The sequence below is a fragment of the Parabacteroides sp. An277 genome (assembly GCF_002159645.1).
Classification (GTDB): Bacteria; Bacteroidota; Bacteroidia; order Bacteroidales; family Tannerellaceae; genus Parabacteroides.
In genome coordinates this window covers 1-18,046 of the sequence record NZ_NFJB01000009.1, presented here as the reverse complement: position 1 = coordinate 18,046, position 18,046 = coordinate 1, and the positions used below count along the sequence as shown (strand labels likewise).

The window sequence follows — 18,046 nt, the reverse complement described above, 5'->3', positions numbered from 1 at the left end:
CATGGCTCTATTATTTAGACTTTCTTGATCGGATTATTCCCATTACTTTTGCCTTTCCTACGCGGATTTGATCCAACAACGGACGGTTAGCCGGACAAGTGAAACTACAAGAACCGCACTCAATGCAATCCTGGATATGATCTGCCTCGGCCATTTCCCAATTCTGATAAACAGTTGAACGCATCAAAAAAGCCGGGTTCAACCCCATCGGACATACACTCACGCACTTCGCACAACGAATGCAATCATGCATAGGTTTGCGTACGGATTCTTCTTTCGTCATCAACAATACGCCCGAACTTCCTTTTCCAACAGGAACTTCTGCGCTTATTAATGCTTTACCCATCATCGGTCCACCACCGATAATCTTGCCCGTATTCTCCGGTATGCCTCCTGCTGCTTCAATTAAAGTACTGATAGGCGTTCCGATGCGAACCAAGAAATTGGAAGGTGCTTTTACGGCTTTACCCGTTACAGTTACCACACGTTCAAATAGCGGTTTGTTCTTCTGTACAGCTTCATATACAGCATATACAGTTCCCACATTTTGCACAATGGCACCTACCGAAATAGGCAATGCGCCGCTTTTGACCTGGCGAGCCGTTACGGCATCTATCAATTGTTTTTCACCTCCTTGCGGATATTTAACCTTTAATGGCATTACTTCGATGCCTTGATAAGCAGCTGCTAATTTCGTCATATGCGCAATGGCATCGGGCTTGTTGTTCTCAATACCAATAACTGCTTTATTTACGTTAGCGGCTTTCATCAACAACGTAACGCCTACAAGGATTTGTTCTCCCTTCTCCAACATCAACTCATGGTCAGCAGTCAGATAGGGTTCACATTCTACAGCGTTAACAATTACTATTTCAGCTTTGTTTCCTGGAGGAGGCATCAGCTTTACATGGGTGGGGAATGTAGCACCGCCCATACCTACAATGCCTGCTTCAGCTATTTTGTCGATAATCTCCTTTGCAGAGAGATTGCATTCTTTTACCAACGTTTCTGAACGGTCGATACCCTCTTCCCATTCATCGCCCTCTACGTCAATATAGATGGCCGGACGACGATAACCGCTTGTATCAAGCGCATTGTCTATCTTATTTACTTTGCCCGAAACGGACGAATGGATATTTGCCGAAACAAATCCGCCGGCTTTTGCCAATAACGTACCAACTTTCACTACATCACCCTTCTTGACCAACGCTTGTGCCGGCGCACCGATATGCTGGCTCAAAGGGATAATGACCTGTTTGGGTGCAGCTATCGCGGTAATTTTTTTACCGGCAGACAATTTATTCTCAGGTGGGTGAATGCCTCCGATTCGAAATGTCCTTAGCATACGATTAGATTTTTATTTTTTAATTTCTTCTTTTACTTCAATGGAGGAAGTTGTTTCCTGGGCAGCTTCCGGTTGATGGGTAGGCAGCTTTGTTTCCGTTTGTGCCTTGCTTTCCGCCAAAGGTGCCTTGCTTTCGGCGGGTTGCTCTTTCCGAGGCGGGAAGTTCAATTCGTGGATAGCTCCGGTCGGACAAACGGCTACGCACTTACGGCACATGCGGCATTTCGTGTAGTCGATATAAGCCACGTTGTTTTCCACGGTAATAGCTCCAAACGGACATTCTTTGGCGCACTTGCCGCATCCGATGCAGGCATTCGAGCAAGCCTTGCGGGCTACCGCCCCTTTATCTTTGTTCACGCAACATACATAGATCCGGCGTGATTTAGGTCCTTTCTTGCGGAGTTCGATGATACCTTTCGGACAAGCCTTCACGCACGCGCCACAGGCGGTACATTTCTCTTCGTCCACCTCGGCAATGCCCGTCTCCGGATTGATGTGGATGGCATCGAAATTACAAGCCTTCACACAATCTCCATACCCCAGGCATCCGAACGTACAACCTGTCTCCCCACCATAAAGCGAAGAAGCGATCGTACAACTCTTTACTCCATCATACATATTCGTACGCGGACGGGCTTGGCAGGTCCCATTACAACGTACGACGGCCACTTTCGGTTCCGCGGCGGTAGCTTCTTTTCCCAAGATAGAAGCAATCTTTGCCATAACCGGCGCTCCACCTACCGGACAAAGCATCCCATCCAGCGACTCAGCTTTCACACAGGCTCCGGCAAAACCAGCACATCCGGCATATCCGCAGCCACCACAATTGGCTCCCGGCAAAGCGGCCTGCACTTGCCCGATACGCGGGTCTTCATGCACCTCAAACTTTTTGGAAGCCACATACAACAAAAGGGCGCCGACGATACCGATCGCCCCTAATGAAATAACGGCAATTAAAATCATTTTATTGGTCTTTTAGTTTCTTCAATTTAAACACAAAGTGCTTCTTGAGCTTGTCTCGCAACACATATAGTATAATGTAATAAGGCACCAACACGAGTAAGCCAAACGCTCCGCTCGCCGTTTCTGCCCATCCTGCTGCCGAACCTCCTATGATAGCTCCCAGCACCATCACTACCGGCAAGACGAACGCCAACAAGACAGCTTCCCGACCTAATGAATGCTCTCCTACGATGACTACGGCCTCCCCTGCCTGGTAATCGCCCGTTGTGTCTTCCACGTCTATCCATTTATCCTTTCGGTCGGATATGGTACAAGCCGATTTGGCATGGCAACCTGCACAGGCTGAGTATTGTGTGATACGCACGCGGACCTTGTTTCCATCGACTTGCTCGACTATTCCCGGATGTTCGATACTTTCGCTCATATTTGTAAACTCGACTTTGCAAAATTCGAGGGCAAATGTATATATTATTTGCGAACGAACAAAGTATTTAAATTGCCTTTTTTTACCATTTATAATTAAAGCCGAAACTCAACAGCTCGTTTATTTGGAAATAACTGTCGAAGTCTTCGTTTTTCGCCACACCGTCGTCGTACCGTACGTTGAGCGTGATATTGGTCGAGAAGAAGCGGCTCCATGTAAAGGTGAAACGGTTTTCCCATTCGCCTACGATACGGTGGTAGCTCGTGTTGTAATAAAAACGCGAATACCAGCTCACGTTCCGGTTGAATTGGAAGTTCAACGTCGCGTTGACGGTCGAACCGAGCAAGTTTTCTTTCGTCGGGTACGTGCCATCTTCCTTGGCTTGGAAATGCTTATCGAGCTTGATATCCTTGTCCATCGTCTGGCGGAACGTATAAGAGAAGGGGGCAATGTTCACATTAAACGTAACCGACTTATGCTTCTTGTTTGCGAACGTCTTGTTCAGGTCGTATTTCATACCCAAACCCATCGTGAGGCTGTAAGGCGAAAGGAAACCGGACTGCTTGACGTCCGAATTTTCTTCGAAACTGCTCAAGAGCTGCGTTTTGAATTCAAAGTCGAACGTATAGTACCATTTCGAGAAGGCTTCGTAACCGAAGTTGCTATGCAGGCGGAAGACGTCGTCGCTCACTTTATAATTGCGCAATGTGTCGTTGGGCGCCGTATAGACGTTGTTCTTTATTTCCAATTCGTTGGTTATCTTTACCCGGTCTTTCTGATAATTGTAGACCACATACTCGCGGTTGTTCAGGTTCAGCGAACTGGTTCCGCCGCTGTGCCAGTTGGGCGAGATATAATTCTGGGCGAATTGGATGGAACTTTCGAAGCTGGAGGTCCAGTAACGCCGTTCGGGAATGAACTTCTTGGGGGCTTCCACATCTTTGAAGTTGACGTCTCGCGTGACGATAAGCGGGAAATCTTCCGTAATAGCCTTATGGACGGTCGTCTGCTCGAAGGCATTTTTGGGGAAATCCCGGGTCGAATAACGGAAATAGGACGGGTGATTGCGTTCTATATAGCGGTAAGCGCCCTCGGTTATCCGTTTTTCGCGCACATAATCGGTAAATATCGAATCGGGTTTATAGAGCGGGGCCGGCGTATAGGCGGGCCGTTCGGGGTGCGGGTCGTAAAACGTCAGGTCATCGGGCAGGTATTCTCCCGTGAAAAGGGCGGGCATGAAAAGCCGGTTCACAATAATGGTATCGCGAAACGTCACGTCGTCGCCAAACGGTCTGGCCGGCTGACGGAATTGTTGGATCAAGGTCAATGCTTCGGGTGCCATTTGCAGTTCGTCGCGCATCATCCATTTCAGCAACCGTTTGTTCAACGGGCGAGGGACGGTATATTCACGGCGTAATTCCTGCAAACGAAGACGCAAATCGGGCAATTCATCGGCGCGAACCGACACCAACGTATCCTCGACCTCCTCCGTCGTCACCTGCTGTACCATGATGGGGTTCAACACCGAAACCGAATCTTGCGCTTGGGCAAGGCTCAGATACCCCATTAACCCTAAAATACACAAAAAATTTCTCATCGCTTTTGTTTTTCCTATTAAGTCTGTCCGGTTGCAAAGTTACAGAAAATATGAATTGCCCCTTACATGTTCGTGGCCAATTCGAACCGAACGAGCAAAAAAGAGAGCATACGGATATCCCTTGCCCATTCTTGAGATTCCTCGACCCCTCGAAATCTTCCCTCCCATCTGCCCATCTCTTAGTCTTCATCTGCCGAGACCTTACCTCCTATCAGCCTACCTATTAATCATGCGCCATATCACGCACCTATTTGCGCCATGCGTCGCATAGTACTGCACCATATCGCGCAGATAGTTGCGCAAATTGTCGCAAATCTAATAGATAGGCAACCAAAGGATAATATCCCGGCTGACAACAGCTACCATCTCCGGGTGAAGCGGGTAAAAAAAGCCCCAGATTCCGGAGAACCCAGGGCCATATTCACTAATAAAACATAGTTCGGGCGATTCGCATCGGCCTTTTTTCTTCAAATAAGTTGCCTCGCCAGACCTCGAAGGGGTCTAACCATGCTTAACCGGCTGTGTGGCGCGAAGCGACACCTGCGGTCAAAGTCCGCCCCACGGTCTCGACCTCGAAGGGGTCGAATCTCTCCCTCTATGCCTCTTGTTCGCCCCCGCTGGGGTCGGGATAGCGGGGGACATCAGCTACCGCAGGTAACGCTGACGCGTCACCCGCGGTTAAGCATGATTCGACGGTTTCACCGTCTGGTTAATTCTTCAGTTTGAATACTTTTTCGCCTACGCGGACAATGTAGATGCCGCGGTTTACATCATAAGATTGCCAACCGATTTGCTCCTCACGCTTGAGGATGGCGCTGGACATGCTGATAATCATTACCTCCTCGCGATTCGGCGTGTAGACGTAGATGCTGCCCTCCTTTGCATAGGCTCGGATGCCTTCGAGGTCGTCGAGGCCGGTCGGTTCCTCTTCGGGCAACGTCGCGTCGAGGGCACGGATATAAATGTCCGTGTAAATATTCTTAATGATGTACTCACCCGGTTGTACGCCCTCCAATTCCTTCAGGTCTTGCCAGTATCCGAACAAGCCACGCTTATACTCGAAACGCATCCCCGTCGTGTCGCACTCGGCCTGAATCGTGAGATAGGCACTCACCTGATGCCCCTCCTGCACCACATCCTTGCTGGTTTCCACTTCGAGACCGGGGCAGATGGTATCTACATAGATATTATAGTATTTGATGGAGCGCTGCGGGTGGTGAATGTCGTCGCCGGTGTTATCGTTGTCATCATCCGGGTCTTCGGTTTGTTCGGCTTGCCATTGGGCGTAATAGGTGATGCTCGCAATTGGAGTGATTGTGCCGGATATATCAGCCATGTTTTCTCCAGCCTCGTCGGTCGACCAATTCGTAAAGGTATAGCCTTCGCGGGTCAGTTCCGGAACTGTTACCGATTTGCCTTCTGCTACATTTTTCGTAATTGCTTCGGGACTTCCTTCGTAATTGTAGTTGAAGGTGACTTGGTAGATGGTAGTTTCTTCCTCTTCTTTTCCTAAGAATATAGGATATTCATCTCCTTGTTTCCATACACCAGGATTGTCCTTTTGCAGTAAGGCTAAAACTCCTCCATTGGCAAAATCTTCTGCTGATTTGGGTTCGACACCCTCTACATCTTCGCCTGTACCATCGGGCGTTATTGTATTTATATAATAGCAGTTTTCTACGTTTACTTTTATATAGAACACATCTTCGCTTCCACAAAAGATTCCACCAATAGAAGATGCGTTACTGTTTATCGCCCCATAATTATGGCAATTAGTTATAAAACATTCTTTCGATGAATCATTCTCAGGTCCCTGTACCACGCAAATGCCTGCAATATCACCACCAGTTTCCGAATTCAATGTAAGCGTTCCGACATTATAGCAATTATTTATATGAGGAGGTTCATCCAGTGTTTCTTGCAAACTTCCACATATTCCACCTATATCGGTATTTTGATTATTTCCGGAAATATCTCCTTCGTTATAACATTTTTCAATAGTACCCACAGAAACTCCACAAATGCCTCCAACCATACAAGCAGGATAGCCGGCGTCAGCTTGACATGCAAGGGATATATCACCTTTATTGACACAATTTTGAATGATTCCTCCATTTGTACCACAGATTCCTCCAACAGTTACAGTTTGGGTGTATGTTATATCAAAAGAAATATCGCTTACACAATTCTGAATGGTTCCATAGTTATATCCGCATATTCCTCCTGTTATAGCGAGAGTGCTTATAGTCATTTCAACTTCTCCTTCCACAGTAAGATTCTTTACAATTCCTGCCGTTTCAGAAAAAGATTCAGTAGTAGAGTTGCCTATCCATCCAAATAATCCATCACCTGTAAATGTTGCCTCTTTTATACATAGTCCAGATATCGTATATCCTTTGCCATCAAAGATTCCCTTAAAAGCAGTACCTCCATAAAGAGGATTACCACCTATTGGTGTCCATTCTTCATTTTCATTCAATGTAATACTCTGCGTCAAGATAAAGTACTTACCTTTATAATCATTCTTTTCATCATTCACCGAAGTAGCCAATGTTTTCAAATCTTCCTCAGTGCTAATTTGATACGGGTCAGCATCTGTTCCACTGCCGCCGGAGAAAGCCGTCGTGGTCTCCTGCCCCCAAACGGCACCACTAAGCGTTGCCAGAAACGCCACCAATAAAGTAAAAATTCGTGTGTTCATAAATCTGAAATTTTAGTTGTTAATAAAATAAATAGTTCAAATTCAAACGCATTTACTCACAACTAAACCGTTTATGAGACGACACAAAAAAAGTGCGGGTTTTGCTGTCTATTATTAACAGAGAGGCATCGCCAAACGCCTAAAGTCCAATAATGAAACAACAGCCCGCACTCTATGCTATTGGATATACCTTCTCCTTCTGAAAAAAGTTTATAGCATGAGTGCAAGCATTTATTGTCTATTATTCTCGGACTTAAAAAATTGGCGATTTTCTCTGTTAAGAATAATATCGTAAATGCTTTAACTCAATATGTCATCCGCTAAAGATTCCGCTGAATCCCACTCGGAATGGCGCAAAGTTAGAAAGGATAATTGGAAATGCCATAAAAAAGCGAAAGAAAATTCAAAAGAAATCTCTATACCTTATATTCACGGCTCTCTTTTCATGAATCCTATAAAATTCGTACCTTTGCCTCCCTCTATAAAATAATGTATACAATGGCTGAAACGATTTATATCCGCCCCGAAGCGGACAAAGAAGAGAAATACAAAGAGTTAATTCCACAACTACGGGCGCTCGTGGAGACAGAGAAAGACGAAGTGGCAAACATGGCCAACTTAGCCGCCGCCCTCCGGCAAACGTTTGGTTTCTTTTGGGTCGGTTTTTACCGAGTCGTGGAGGAGGAATTAATATTAGGACCCTTTCAAGGGCCGGTAGCCTGCACGCGCATTCGCCAAGGAAAAGGCGTTTGCGGGACGGCTTGGGCGGAAGGACGAACCCTTGTTGTAGCCGATGTCGAACAATTCCCAGGACATATTGCTTGCAGTGCAGAATCGAAATCAGAAATCGTAGTACCCATCAGACGTAAAGGACAAATCGTCGGAGTACTGGACATTGATAGCGATACTTTATGCACGTTCGATGCCATCGACGCCACATACCTCGAAGAAATCGTCCGCTTGCTGTCCTAATTGTCTCCTTTTCTGATTCAAAAGGGAGAGGAGGCCGACGATTAAAGATTATTAATAGCCCATTTACGCTTCCCAACCAGGAAAAGAGCTACTTTTGCAATCAATTTTTAATGTGCAAATTGTACAGTCAATGATCAGAACATTTCGATTTAACTGTTGGCTGGTTTTATTTTTAACGATAACCAGTTTGTATACTACCTCTTACGGACAATCCATTACCTCGGTCTCAGGTATCGTCAAAGATTCCATCAGCGGAGAGGTATTACCTTACGTATCTGTCCTTTTTAAGAATTCAACTATTGGTGCTATGACAGACGATAATGGTGCCTTTTCATTGCAAAACAGCAAAGGATATAACGAAATCGTCGTCTCCTCGCTGGGTTATGTAGACAAGACCATTAAGCTAAAAACAGGAAGAGCAAACAACGGGTTGGTAGTCGCTTTACGCCCTACCTCTTATGAACTGACGGAGGTCGTAGTCAAACCGAAAAGAGAAAAATATTCGCGCAAAGACAACCCTGCAGTTGAACTGATTAAAAAGGTCATCGACCATAAAGATGCCAACCGTATCGAGGCAAAAGAAGAATACCAGGTAGAGAGTTATGAAAAACTGAGCCTGGCCTTAGACAACTTTAGTCCGAACCTGGATAAGAACAAGTTCACTCGTAAGTTCAATTTCATTAAGAATTATTTGGACACCTCGGAGTTTAATGGCAAACCCATCCTGACGCTTTCCGTTCGAGAAACGTTGGCCGACCGATATTATCGTAAAAAGCCCAAATCGGAAAAGATTATTGTCAAAGCCAAACGGATGCAAGGCGTAGATAAGACCTTAGACGAAGGAGGTATTAGTGCGAACCTGGATGAAATATTCCAAGGTATCAATATCTTCGACAACAATATCAACATCTTATTGAATCGTTTCGTAAGTCCGCTCTCTTCCACGTTGGCGGTAGCCTATTATAAGTATTATATTATGGATACCGTAGATATAAAAGGAACAAAGTGCGTGGATTTGGCGTTCGTACCGGTCAATAGCGAAAGTTATGGGTTCACCGGCCGGCTTTACATCACGTTAGATGGCGATTATGCATTGAAGAAATTTACGCTCAACGTGCCAGCACATATCAACTTGAACTTCGTGGACAGGCTCCGCATCGACCAGGAATTTAAACAAATGCCCGATAGCACATGGGTATTGGATACGGAAAACACGTACATCAATTTCTACATCATCGATGGTACGCAGGAATTTTATGCCCATAACTTCCGGAGTTACGAGAATTACCAGTTTGAGGTAGCCAACCGTGATTCGGTGTTCGACCTCTTAGGAAAGAACCATATCGTCGAGCAAGCTTCGTTGCAGCCCGATTCTTTCTGGATACAACATCGGCACGTCCCTTTGAAAGAAAAAGAAAGCGCATTGGATGATTTATTAGCTCAAATGCGAAAAGTTCCCGTGTTTAACGTAGTTATCAAAACAGCTGAGATATTAATCTCCGGATACATCCCGACCGGCAAGGATCGTTCAACGAGCAAGTTTGACTTCGGACCGATGAACACCACCTTTAGCTCGAACGAATTGGAAGGTTTCCGGATGCGCGTGGGCGGTATGACAACGGCCAATCTCAACCCCTATTGGTTTGCCGACGGTTATGTCGCGTATGGCGTATCGGATCGTAAGTTCAAGTATAACGCTCGGATAACGCATAGCTTCACTAAAAAAGAATATCATTCCGGCGAGTTCCCACGCAATAACTTGTCGCTTATTCATGAATATGATGTCTATACTCCGGGACAAGATTTCTTATATACCAGCAAGGACAATATGTTTGTCGCATTGAAAGCAGGAACACCCGTGACACACATGCAATATATCCGTAAAACCATGCTGCAATACGAAAAGGATTGGTTGAATAACCTCTCTGTCATGGGATGGATCCGACATGAAAATAACGAAGCCGCCGGTTCTTTACGGTATGATTTGATGAACGCAGACGGGACATTGACAAACATCCCTGATTTCAACAAAACAGAACTGGGCGTGCAACTCCGATACGCACCGGGCGAACGGGCATACAACGGACGGGCCGGACGGGAATCTCCCTTCAACCTCTCGAAAGACGCACCAATCTTTAAAGTCTCCCATCAAATCGGATTAAACGGATTAGGAGGCGATTATAAATACAACCATACGGAAGTGAGCGCCGAGAAACGTATCTGGCTCTCTTCATTCGGACATATTGACGCATTGGTAAAGGCCGGGAAAGTATGGGACAAGGTTCCGTTTCCGTTGTTAATTCTCCCGAACACCAACCAATCGCTCACCATCCAGCCGGAAGCTTTCAATATGATGAACGCGATGGAGTTCGTTACCGATCAGTACGTCTCGTTCTACCTTACCTACTATTTGAAGGGATGGATATTGAACCGCATTCCGGGAGTCAAGTGGCTCAAGCTCCGCGAGGTGGTCTCCTTTAGTGGTATTTATGGTGGACTGACCGACAAGAATAACCCGACCCTCACGCCGGGTTTGTTTCAATTGCCGGATGGCACTATGCCCATGGGCAATACACCATACCTCGAAGCGAGCGTTGGTTTGGAGAATATCTTCAAAATCCTACGGGTGGATTACTATCGCCGCCTTACCTATTTGGATAATCCCAATATCAAGAAGGGCGGCTTCCGCATTGCGCTTCGTTTCTCGTTCTAAAAAAGAAGGACATGGAGAACCACAAACAAAAGAAAATCGAACACACACCCAATGCATGGGCATTGCTCCCGCTGGGTGTTTTCTTGCTCTCTTATTTGGTTGTTTCCTGCCTCGCGGGTGATTTCTACAAAATGCCCATCACGGTGGCGTTCGTGATAGCGTCTATCGTAGCAGTAGCTATCTCGAAAGGCGGTCCTTTGAATCACCGTATCGAACAGTTCTGCCGGGGTGCGGCTAATAGCAACATCATGCTCATGGTGGTCATCTTCATCTTAGCAGGTGCTTTCGCCCAAACCGCCAAGGAGATGGGGGCAGTTGATGCGACTGTGAACCTTACGATGGCATGTCTGCCAGGCAATCTTTTGGCAGCGGGTATTTTTGTCGCTGCGTGTTTCATTTCCCTTGCCGTGGGAACTTCAGTAGGAACAATTGTTGCACTCGCACCTGTCGCTGTTGGTATCGCAGACAAAGCAGGTATAGAGGATGCGCTGATGCTGGGCGTCGTGGTCGGAGGAGCTATGTTCGGAGATAATTTATCGTTCATTTCCGATACAACCATTGTCGCGACTCGGACGCAAGGATGCGAACTCTCCGATAAGTTCAAGGTCAACTTTCGCATTGCCCTTCCGGCAGCTTTGTGTACCATTCTTCTCTATGTCATGACGGGATTAGGCGTGCAAGAAAGCTATGCATCCGAATCGATTGAATGGATGAAAGTGATACCCTACCTGGTGGTGCTCGTCACCGCCATCGCAGGAATGAACGTCATGTTGGTCCTGGTCGTAGGCATTGTGCTTTCCGGCGCGACGGGCCTTGGGACGGGTGCTTTCGACATCTGGGCATGGACTGCCGCCATGGGGAACGGCATCACCGGTATGGGTGAGCTCATCATCGTCACGCTCCTGGCCGGCGGCATGTTGGAAATGATACGCTTTAACGGGGGTATCGAATGGATTATCAACCGGTTGACCGCGCGCGTCAATTCTCCCCGTCGGGCCGAAGCCAGCATCGCCGGGTTGGTTTGCTTTGCCAACCTCTGCACGGCAAACAATACCATTGCCCTTATCATGTCTGGTCCTATCGCGAAAGACATCGCCACGCGTTTCCACATCGATCCACGCCGCAGTGCCAGCCTGTTGGATATCTTTTCGTGCTTCGTGCAGGGTATCATCCCGTATGGTGCACAAATCCTGATGGCTGCCGGACTGGGGGCTACCTCTCCTATCGCCATCATGCAGTACCTCTATTATCCCTACTTACTGGGGTTGGCTGCCGTACTCGCCATTCTGTTCCGCTATCCTAAGAAATACAGTTTAGTGGCATGAAGATTAGCTCGCTTGGCGGAAAGAAGTGGTTTCGTACGTTGCGAAGATTCGTTTTCGAAGGAAATACAAGAATCAGGCAATCAGAAAATATCAACAACAAAAAAGATATAGAATATGGTAAGAATCGGAACACCCATGTCGCCTACCGCTACAAAAGTAGTCCTTTGCGGTAGCGGCGAATTAGGAAAAGAGTTTGTCATCGAATTGCAACGCTATGGTGTGGAGGTCGTCGCACTGGATAAATACGCGAACGCTCCCGCGATGCAGGTGGCCGACCGCGCGTATGTCCTCTCAATGCTCGACGGCGCGGCTTTGCGCGAAGTGATTGAGAAAGAAAAGCCGGACTACATCGTGCCGGAAGTGGAGGCCATCGCTACGCAGACGCTTGTCGAGCTGGAGCAAGAAGGTTACCACGTTATCCCAACAGCAAAAGCCACGTGGTTGACGATGAACCGCGAAGGTATCCGTCGCTTGGCCGCCGAGGAATTGGGATTACCTACCTCTCCTTACCGCTTCGTCTCGACCGAAGAGGAATTCCGTGCTGCCATACGCGAAATAGGTCTTCCGTGCGTCGTAAAGCCTATCATGAGTTCAAGCGGACATGGGCAGAGTATCGTCCGCCAAGAGGCCGACATCGACGCGGCCTGGCATTGCGCGCAAGAAGAGGGTCGCGCGGGGGCAGGCAAGGTGATTGTAGAAGGTTTCATCGCGTTCGACTATGAGATTACACAACTCACCGTGCGCCATGCGGGAGGTACTTCGTTCCTCGAACCCGTCGGACACGTACAGAAGAACGGCGATTACCGCGAGTCGTGGCAACCGCAGGCGATGAGTCCGGCCGCTAAAGAGAAGGCACGCGAGATTGCCCGGAAAATCACCGACGCACTGGGGGGACGCGGTATCTTCGGCGTCGAACTATTCGTCAAGGGCGACGAGGTAATATTCAATGAAGTATCACCCCGTCCACACGATACGGGCATGGTGACCATGATTACGCAAGACCTCTCGCAGTTCGCGCTCCACGCCCGCGCCGTGTTGGGATTGCCCATTCCGGAAATACGCCTCTTGGGACCGGGAGCTTCGCGTGCCATCGTAGTGGAAGGCGATAGCACTCAGACGAGCTTCGGCAATTTGGACAAAGTACTGGAGCAACCCGATACGCAGCTCCGTCTCTTCGGAAAACCGGAAGTACATGGCCATCGACGTATGGGCGTGTTGCTGGCGCGTGCAGAATCGACGGACGAAGCCCGCAAAAAGACGGCCGTGATGCTGGAAAACCTGCAGGTAGACTTGTAAGAAATGAATACAGAGCGCGGAGCTCATTTTCCAAGGTAAATGGAGGGGCTCCGTGCGAAAAGATTCGTATCTTTGTACCCTTAATAACCCATTAAAAAGAGGATAGATGGCTTTTACGAACAATGTAATGATTGTACGCCACGGATTGTTGGCGAATTTAGTGAAATTATGGCACGAGGGACGTTTGGAAAATGAAATCGACCGAGTCCCTATCAAAATGAGTCCGCGGCGCTCGAAACCGAAAGGGCGTTGTTGCATTCATAAAGAGCGGGCCGTGCTGAAATATAAGATGTTGCCTCTTTTAGGATTTGACATGTACGACGAAGAGGACGAACTTACGCCGCTTTCGGCCTATGCCAAGCAAGCCTTGGAGCGCCGGGAGAATCGGAAAGAAAACCTGATGTGCGTGATAGACGAGGCCTGTTCTTCGTGCGTACAAGTGAACTATGAAATTACGAACCTGTGCCGTGGATGCGTAGCGCGGAGCTGTTACATGAATTGCCCGAAAGACGCTATCCACTTCAAAAAAAACGGCCAGGCGGAGATTGACCACGATACTTGCATCAGCTGCGGGAAATGTCACCAGAGCTGTCCTTATCACGCGATTGTTTATATCCCGATTCCTTGCGAAGAGGTGTGCCCCGTCAAGGCTATCAGTAAAGACGAATATGGCGTGGAGCATATCGACGAATCGAAGTGCATTTATTGCGGGAAGTGCATCAATGCTTGTCCCTTCGGTGCCATCTTCGAAATCTCTCAAGTATTTGATATCTTGCAAAGCATCCGGCGCGGAGAGCAGGTGGTGGCCATTGTGGCACCCTCTATCCTGGCGCAATTCGGAGCTCCTAAAGAGCAAGTATATGGCGCATTGAAGCAAATCGGCTTTACGGATATCCTGGAAGTAGCCCAAGGTGCCATGGAGACGACGCGGCGGGAAGCTGCCGAATTGGTAGAGAAGTTGCACGAAGGCCAGCCCTTCATGACGACAAGTTGTTGTCCCTCCTACATCCAACTGGTACGAAAGCATATTCCGGATATGCAGAAATATGTCTCTTCGACCGGTTCGCCCATGTATTACGCTGCGCGGATTGCCAAGGAGAAGTATCCGGAAGCAAAGATTGTTTTTGTCGGTCCTTGCGTGGCTAAGCGGAAAGAGGTGAAAAACGACCCGGCAGTGGATTACACCCTGACCTTCGAAGAGGTGGCTTCCATCTTTACAGGCATGGAAATCAACCTCGACACCGTCGCACCCTACGAAATGTCGTTTACTTCTTCTCGCGAAGCACATGGCTTTGCCCAGACGGGCGGCGTGGTGAATGCAGTCAAGGTTTGCCTGGGTAATACGCAGGAGGTGAATGCTATCCAAATCGCGAACCTGAACAAGAAAAATGTCTCCCTGCTCCGGGCATATGCCAAGACGGGAAAGGTCCCGGCACAATTCGTGGAAGTCATGGCTTGCGAAGGCGGATGCGTTACAGGTCCTTGCATCTATGGAGACAAGTCGGCCGGACAGAAACAGTTGATGAAGGAATTGGCTAAGATCACTTCTACCTTGGCAGGAGACGCTAAATAGAAAAGGTACGAAGGATGAATACGACTCGCCGACAATTCCTGGGCTCGTGTTGCGTATGGCTTCTGGCTTTCCTCCTCACGGCTTGCGGAAGCCGGAAGACGGAACGGATTACCCTGCCCGACGACTTCAAAGGCCCGCGTGAACTGGGACGCCTTTACGGGGTGAAGATTACGCCGGAAGACAATATCTTCCTGTACAACGAAGGGGCGCGCTGGCTGGGCGTCCCGCATCGCCTGGGTGGCCTGTCGAAGCGGGGCGTGGATTGTTCTGGTTTCGTAACAATCGTCTATCAACGTATCTATGGGAAGAAGTTAGCCCGCTCGGCGGCCGATATGCTGAAGAGGGATTGCAAACGAATCCGGCGCGGGCAACTACGCGAAGGGGATTTGGTCTTCTTCTATACCGGACGCGGAAGAAAAAAACGTCCGAACCATGTAGGGATTTATTTAAAGAATGGCAAATTTATTCACACAAGCACATCGAAGGGTGTGATGGTCAGCAGTCTAAGCGAACCTTATTACCTTCGGACGTGGATGTGTGGCGGAAGAGTGAAATAAAATGCGAAGGAAAAGTGAACGTATTTATCCATTTTCTCTTACCTTTGCACCCATAATAGAATTAAAGTAAAACAACAAGCTATATGTTGACGCTTAAAATGATAACGGAACAGACCGAATGGGTTATTGCCGGTCTGGAAAAGAAGCACTTCCAAAATGCGAAAGAGACTATCGGGCAAGTGCTTGAACTGGATAAGAAAAGACGCAGCACGCAAAACGTGTTGGATAAGAACCTCGCGGAAGTGAACCGTATTTCCAAGTCTATCGGTGGACTGATGAAAGAGGGGAAAAAAGACGAGGCGGAAGCAGCCAAGCGACAAGTCTCTGAAATCAAAGAGACAAACAAGGCGTTGCAAGCCGAAATGGACCAAGCGGCTGCAGATTTACAAAACCTCTTGTATACTATTCCCAATGTCCCTTACGACGAAGTGCCGGAAGGCGTAGGCGCTGAAGATAACGTCGTAGTGAAGATGGGTGGCATGGAAACGGAGCTTCCCAAGGATGCGCTCCCCCATTGGGAATTGGCCAAGAAATATAACCTGATAGACTTCGACCTGGGCGTGAAGATTACGGGGGCTGGCTTCCCGGTTTATATCGGTCAAGGGGCTCGTCTGCAACGGGCGTTGATTAATTTCTTCCTCGACGAGGCTCGGGCTTCGGGTTATTTGGAAGTGATGCCGCCGACTGTCGTGAATGCCGCTTCGGGCTATGGCACAGGGCAGCTTCCCGATAAAGAGGGGCAGATGTATCATTGTAATCTAGATGATTTATACCTGATTCCGACGGCGGAAGTACCGGTCACGAATATCTATCGCGATGTCATCCTGGACGAGAAACAACTCCCGATTAAGAACTGCGCTTATACGGAATGTTTCCGTCGCGAGGCAGGTTCGTATGGCAAGGATGTCCGCGGATTGAACCGCTTGCACGAGTTCTCGAAAGTGGAATTGGTACGGATTGACACGCCGGAACATTCCCGCGCGTCGCACCAAGAGATGCTGGACCATGTGGAAGGATTGCTGGTGAAGCTGGAACTTCCTTACCGTATCCTTCGCCTTTGTGGCGGCGATATGAGCTTCACGTCGGCCATCTGCTATGATTTCGAAGTCTACTCGGAAGCGCAGAAGCGGTGGTTGGAGGTCAGCTCGGTATCCAATTTCGATACCTACCAGGCCAACCGCTTGAAATGCCGGTACCGCGATGCCAACAAGAAGATTCAACTTTGCCATACGTTGAACGGAAGTGCGTTGGCGTTGCCCCGCATCGTAGCGGCTCTCTTGGAGAACAACCAGACGCCGGAAGGCATCCGCATCCCGAAGGCATTGGTTCCCTATACGGGATTTGAACTCATTAATTAAATTGACAATTGACAATGGACAATTGACAATTAAATGCCCCACATTGTCAATTGTCCATTGTCAATTGTCCATTGAAACAGTTTTATGATTCCGAAAGTAATTCATTTATGTTGGTTTAGTGGCGAATCCTATCCGGTAGAAATTCAGGTCTGCTTGGATAGTTGGAAACGGGTATTGCCCGATTGGCGCATTCGCGTATGGGACCGGGAGGCGGCCGAGGCTATTGGATGCCGTTATATTCACGAGGCATTGGCTGCCAAGAAATGGGCTTTTGCCGCCGACGCTGTCCGCTTCTATGCGGTCTACCAAGAGGGGGGATTGTATATGGATAGCGATATTTTCTTGCGGAAACGGTTCGACGAGTTCATCCCGGAACAGGGCTGCGCCACATTCCACGAACGGCTGAACCGCGAACAACGTAACTGGGGGTTGCAAGCGGCCTTCTTCATGGGCGAAGCGGGTAATGAATTCTGCCGACGGGTCTATGCGTACTACGCTGCCCGACCGTTTGTCCAAGAAGACGGTTCTTTCGACATGACCATCTCGCCGTATGTGATGCGCGACGTGGCACGTGAGTTCGGTTACGAGAGCCGGGATTCCGAACAGCATCTCTGCGGACTGACGGTCTACCCGACCTACCATCTCTCGCCGGCCAACCGGTATGAACATCATCCCGATGCGTTTGGCGTACATCGCATTTACGGTAGTTGGCGCGAACGGAAATGGGGACGTCGGCTCGAGCTTCGGTTGAAGCATTGGTTCTTTGTCCTCCGTTACGCCCTCTTGCATCGGTAAGACGAGGGAATCAAGAGACTAAAAACGAGGCTGTGCCTATTTCGACACAGCCTCTTGAAAAAAATCTAAATAAAGTGCCTTGGGCGCATCGCTGCGGCCGTGGCTATTAAGTGTTTATCTGTTCTTTTTTATTCTAATACGATGGGTATCGAGCACTCGACGGCGCGGGGCTCGGTTTGCAACTTGCCGTCTGTCCCTATGTAGGTCTCGATACGCAGCGTATAATTGCCTTCCGTCCGATACAACCCTTCCGCCATTTTCCCATAAACTGCCCCATATCATCATATTGTTGATATTTAATGCATTACATATTTTAACGGCTCAGTAGAAATTTAATGGGGATAAATTTGTTAGTATGAAGAACAAACCTTTATTTTGCAGTATGGAAAACGATTATTTGAACATACTTGCCGGTATTGTACTCCCA

Annotated in this window: 14 protein-coding genes; 8 read left to right on the top strand and 6 right to left on the bottom strand. The window is 48.2% G+C overall.

Annotation, left to right across the window (positions count from 1 at the left end; all coding sequences use genetic code 11):
- Positions 1-10: 10 nt before the first annotated feature.
- The 5 genes from rsxC to B5F77_RS04985 all read right to left on the bottom strand — a co-directional run bounded on the left by rsxC (position 11) and on the right by B5F77_RS04985 (position 7,030).
- On the bottom strand, positions 11-1,345 hold the full coding sequence (rsxC, locus tag B5F77_RS05010; protein ID WP_087328586.1) for an electron transport complex subunit RsxC: 1,335 nt from the start codon (positions 1,343-1,345) through the stop codon (positions 11-13).
- 12 nt (positions 1,346-1,357) lie between these two features.
- Positions 1,358-2,308: a Fe-S cluster domain-containing protein gene (locus B5F77_RS05005; RefSeq protein ID WP_087328584.1), complete on the bottom strand. Its 951-nt coding sequence runs from the start codon at positions 2,306-2,308 to the stop codon at positions 1,358-1,360.
- 1 nt (position 2,309) lies between these two features.
- Entirely contained in the window at positions 2,310-2,732 is a 423-nt protein-coding gene (locus tag B5F77_RS05000; protein WP_087328582.1) for a SoxR reducing system RseC family protein, read from the bottom strand.
- An 82-nt stretch (positions 2,733-2,814) separates the two neighbouring features.
- On the bottom strand, positions 2,815-4,329 hold the full coding sequence (locus tag B5F77_RS04995) for a DUF3078 domain-containing protein (RefSeq protein ID WP_087328581.1): 1,515 nt from the start codon (positions 4,327-4,329) through the stop codon (positions 2,815-2,817).
- A gap of 709 nt (positions 4,330-5,038) precedes the next feature.
- Positions 5,039-7,030 (bottom strand): InlB B-repeat-containing protein, encoded by a 1,992-nt coding sequence (locus B5F77_RS04985; RefSeq protein ID WP_087328577.1) that lies wholly within the window; start codon positions 7,028-7,030, stop codon positions 5,039-5,041.
- A 498-nt stretch (positions 7,031-7,528) separates the two neighbouring features.
- Between B5F77_RS04985 and B5F77_RS04980 the strand changes: the two genes are divergently transcribed.
- The 8 genes from B5F77_RS04980 (at position 7,529) to B5F77_RS04945 (ending at position 17,619) form a co-directional block, all read left to right on the top strand.
- Entirely contained in the window at positions 7,529-8,002 is a 474-nt protein-coding gene (locus B5F77_RS04980) for a GAF domain-containing protein (protein WP_087328727.1), read from the top strand.
- Positions 8,003-8,132: 130 nt separating this feature from the next.
- On the top strand, positions 8,133-10,715 hold the full coding sequence (locus B5F77_RS04975; RefSeq protein WP_087328575.1) for a DUF5686 and carboxypeptidase-like regulatory domain-containing protein: 2,583 nt from the start codon (positions 8,133-8,135) through the stop codon (positions 10,713-10,715).
- 11 nt (positions 10,716-10,726) lie between these two features.
- Positions 10,727-12,040 carry a Na+/H+ antiporter NhaC family protein gene (locus B5F77_RS04970; protein ID WP_087328572.1) on the top strand — a complete coding sequence of 438 codons (1,314 nt, stop codon included), beginning with the start codon at positions 10,727-10,729 and terminating at the stop codon, positions 12,038-12,040.
- Between the two features lie 114 nt (positions 12,041-12,154).
- On the top strand, positions 12,155-13,336 hold the full coding sequence (purT, locus tag B5F77_RS04965; RefSeq protein ID WP_087328570.1) for a formate-dependent phosphoribosylglycinamide formyltransferase: 1,182 nt from the start codon (positions 12,155-12,157) through the stop codon (positions 13,334-13,336).
- A gap of 106 nt (positions 13,337-13,442) precedes the next feature.
- Complete coding sequence (locus B5F77_RS04960) at positions 13,443-14,909, top strand: monomeric [FeFe] hydrogenase (RefSeq protein ID WP_087328569.1); 1,467 nt, start codon at positions 13,443-13,445, stop codon at positions 14,907-14,909.
- Positions 14,910-14,923: 14 nt separating this feature from the next.
- Complete coding sequence (locus tag B5F77_RS04955; protein WP_087328566.1) at positions 14,924-15,466, top strand: NlpC/P60 family protein; 543 nt, start codon at positions 14,924-14,926, stop codon at positions 15,464-15,466.
- Between the two features lie 83 nt (positions 15,467-15,549).
- Complete coding sequence (serS, locus tag B5F77_RS04950) at positions 15,550-16,824, top strand: serine--tRNA ligase (protein WP_087328564.1); 1,275 nt, start codon at positions 15,550-15,552, stop codon at positions 16,822-16,824.
- An 84-nt stretch (positions 16,825-16,908) separates the two neighbouring features.
- Positions 16,909-17,619, top strand: a complete 711-nt coding sequence (locus tag B5F77_RS04945; protein ID WP_087328562.1) for a glycosyltransferase — start codon at positions 16,909-16,911, stop codon at positions 17,617-17,619.
- Positions 17,620-17,747: 128 nt separating this feature from the next.
- On the opposite strand, the gene B5F77_RS16100 is transcribed toward B5F77_RS04945, so the two are convergent.
- Positions 17,748-17,876, bottom strand: a complete 129-nt coding sequence (locus B5F77_RS16100; RefSeq protein ID WP_255377029.1) for a hypothetical protein — start codon at positions 17,874-17,876, stop codon at positions 17,748-17,750.
- Positions 17,877-18,046: the final 170 nt, after the last annotated feature.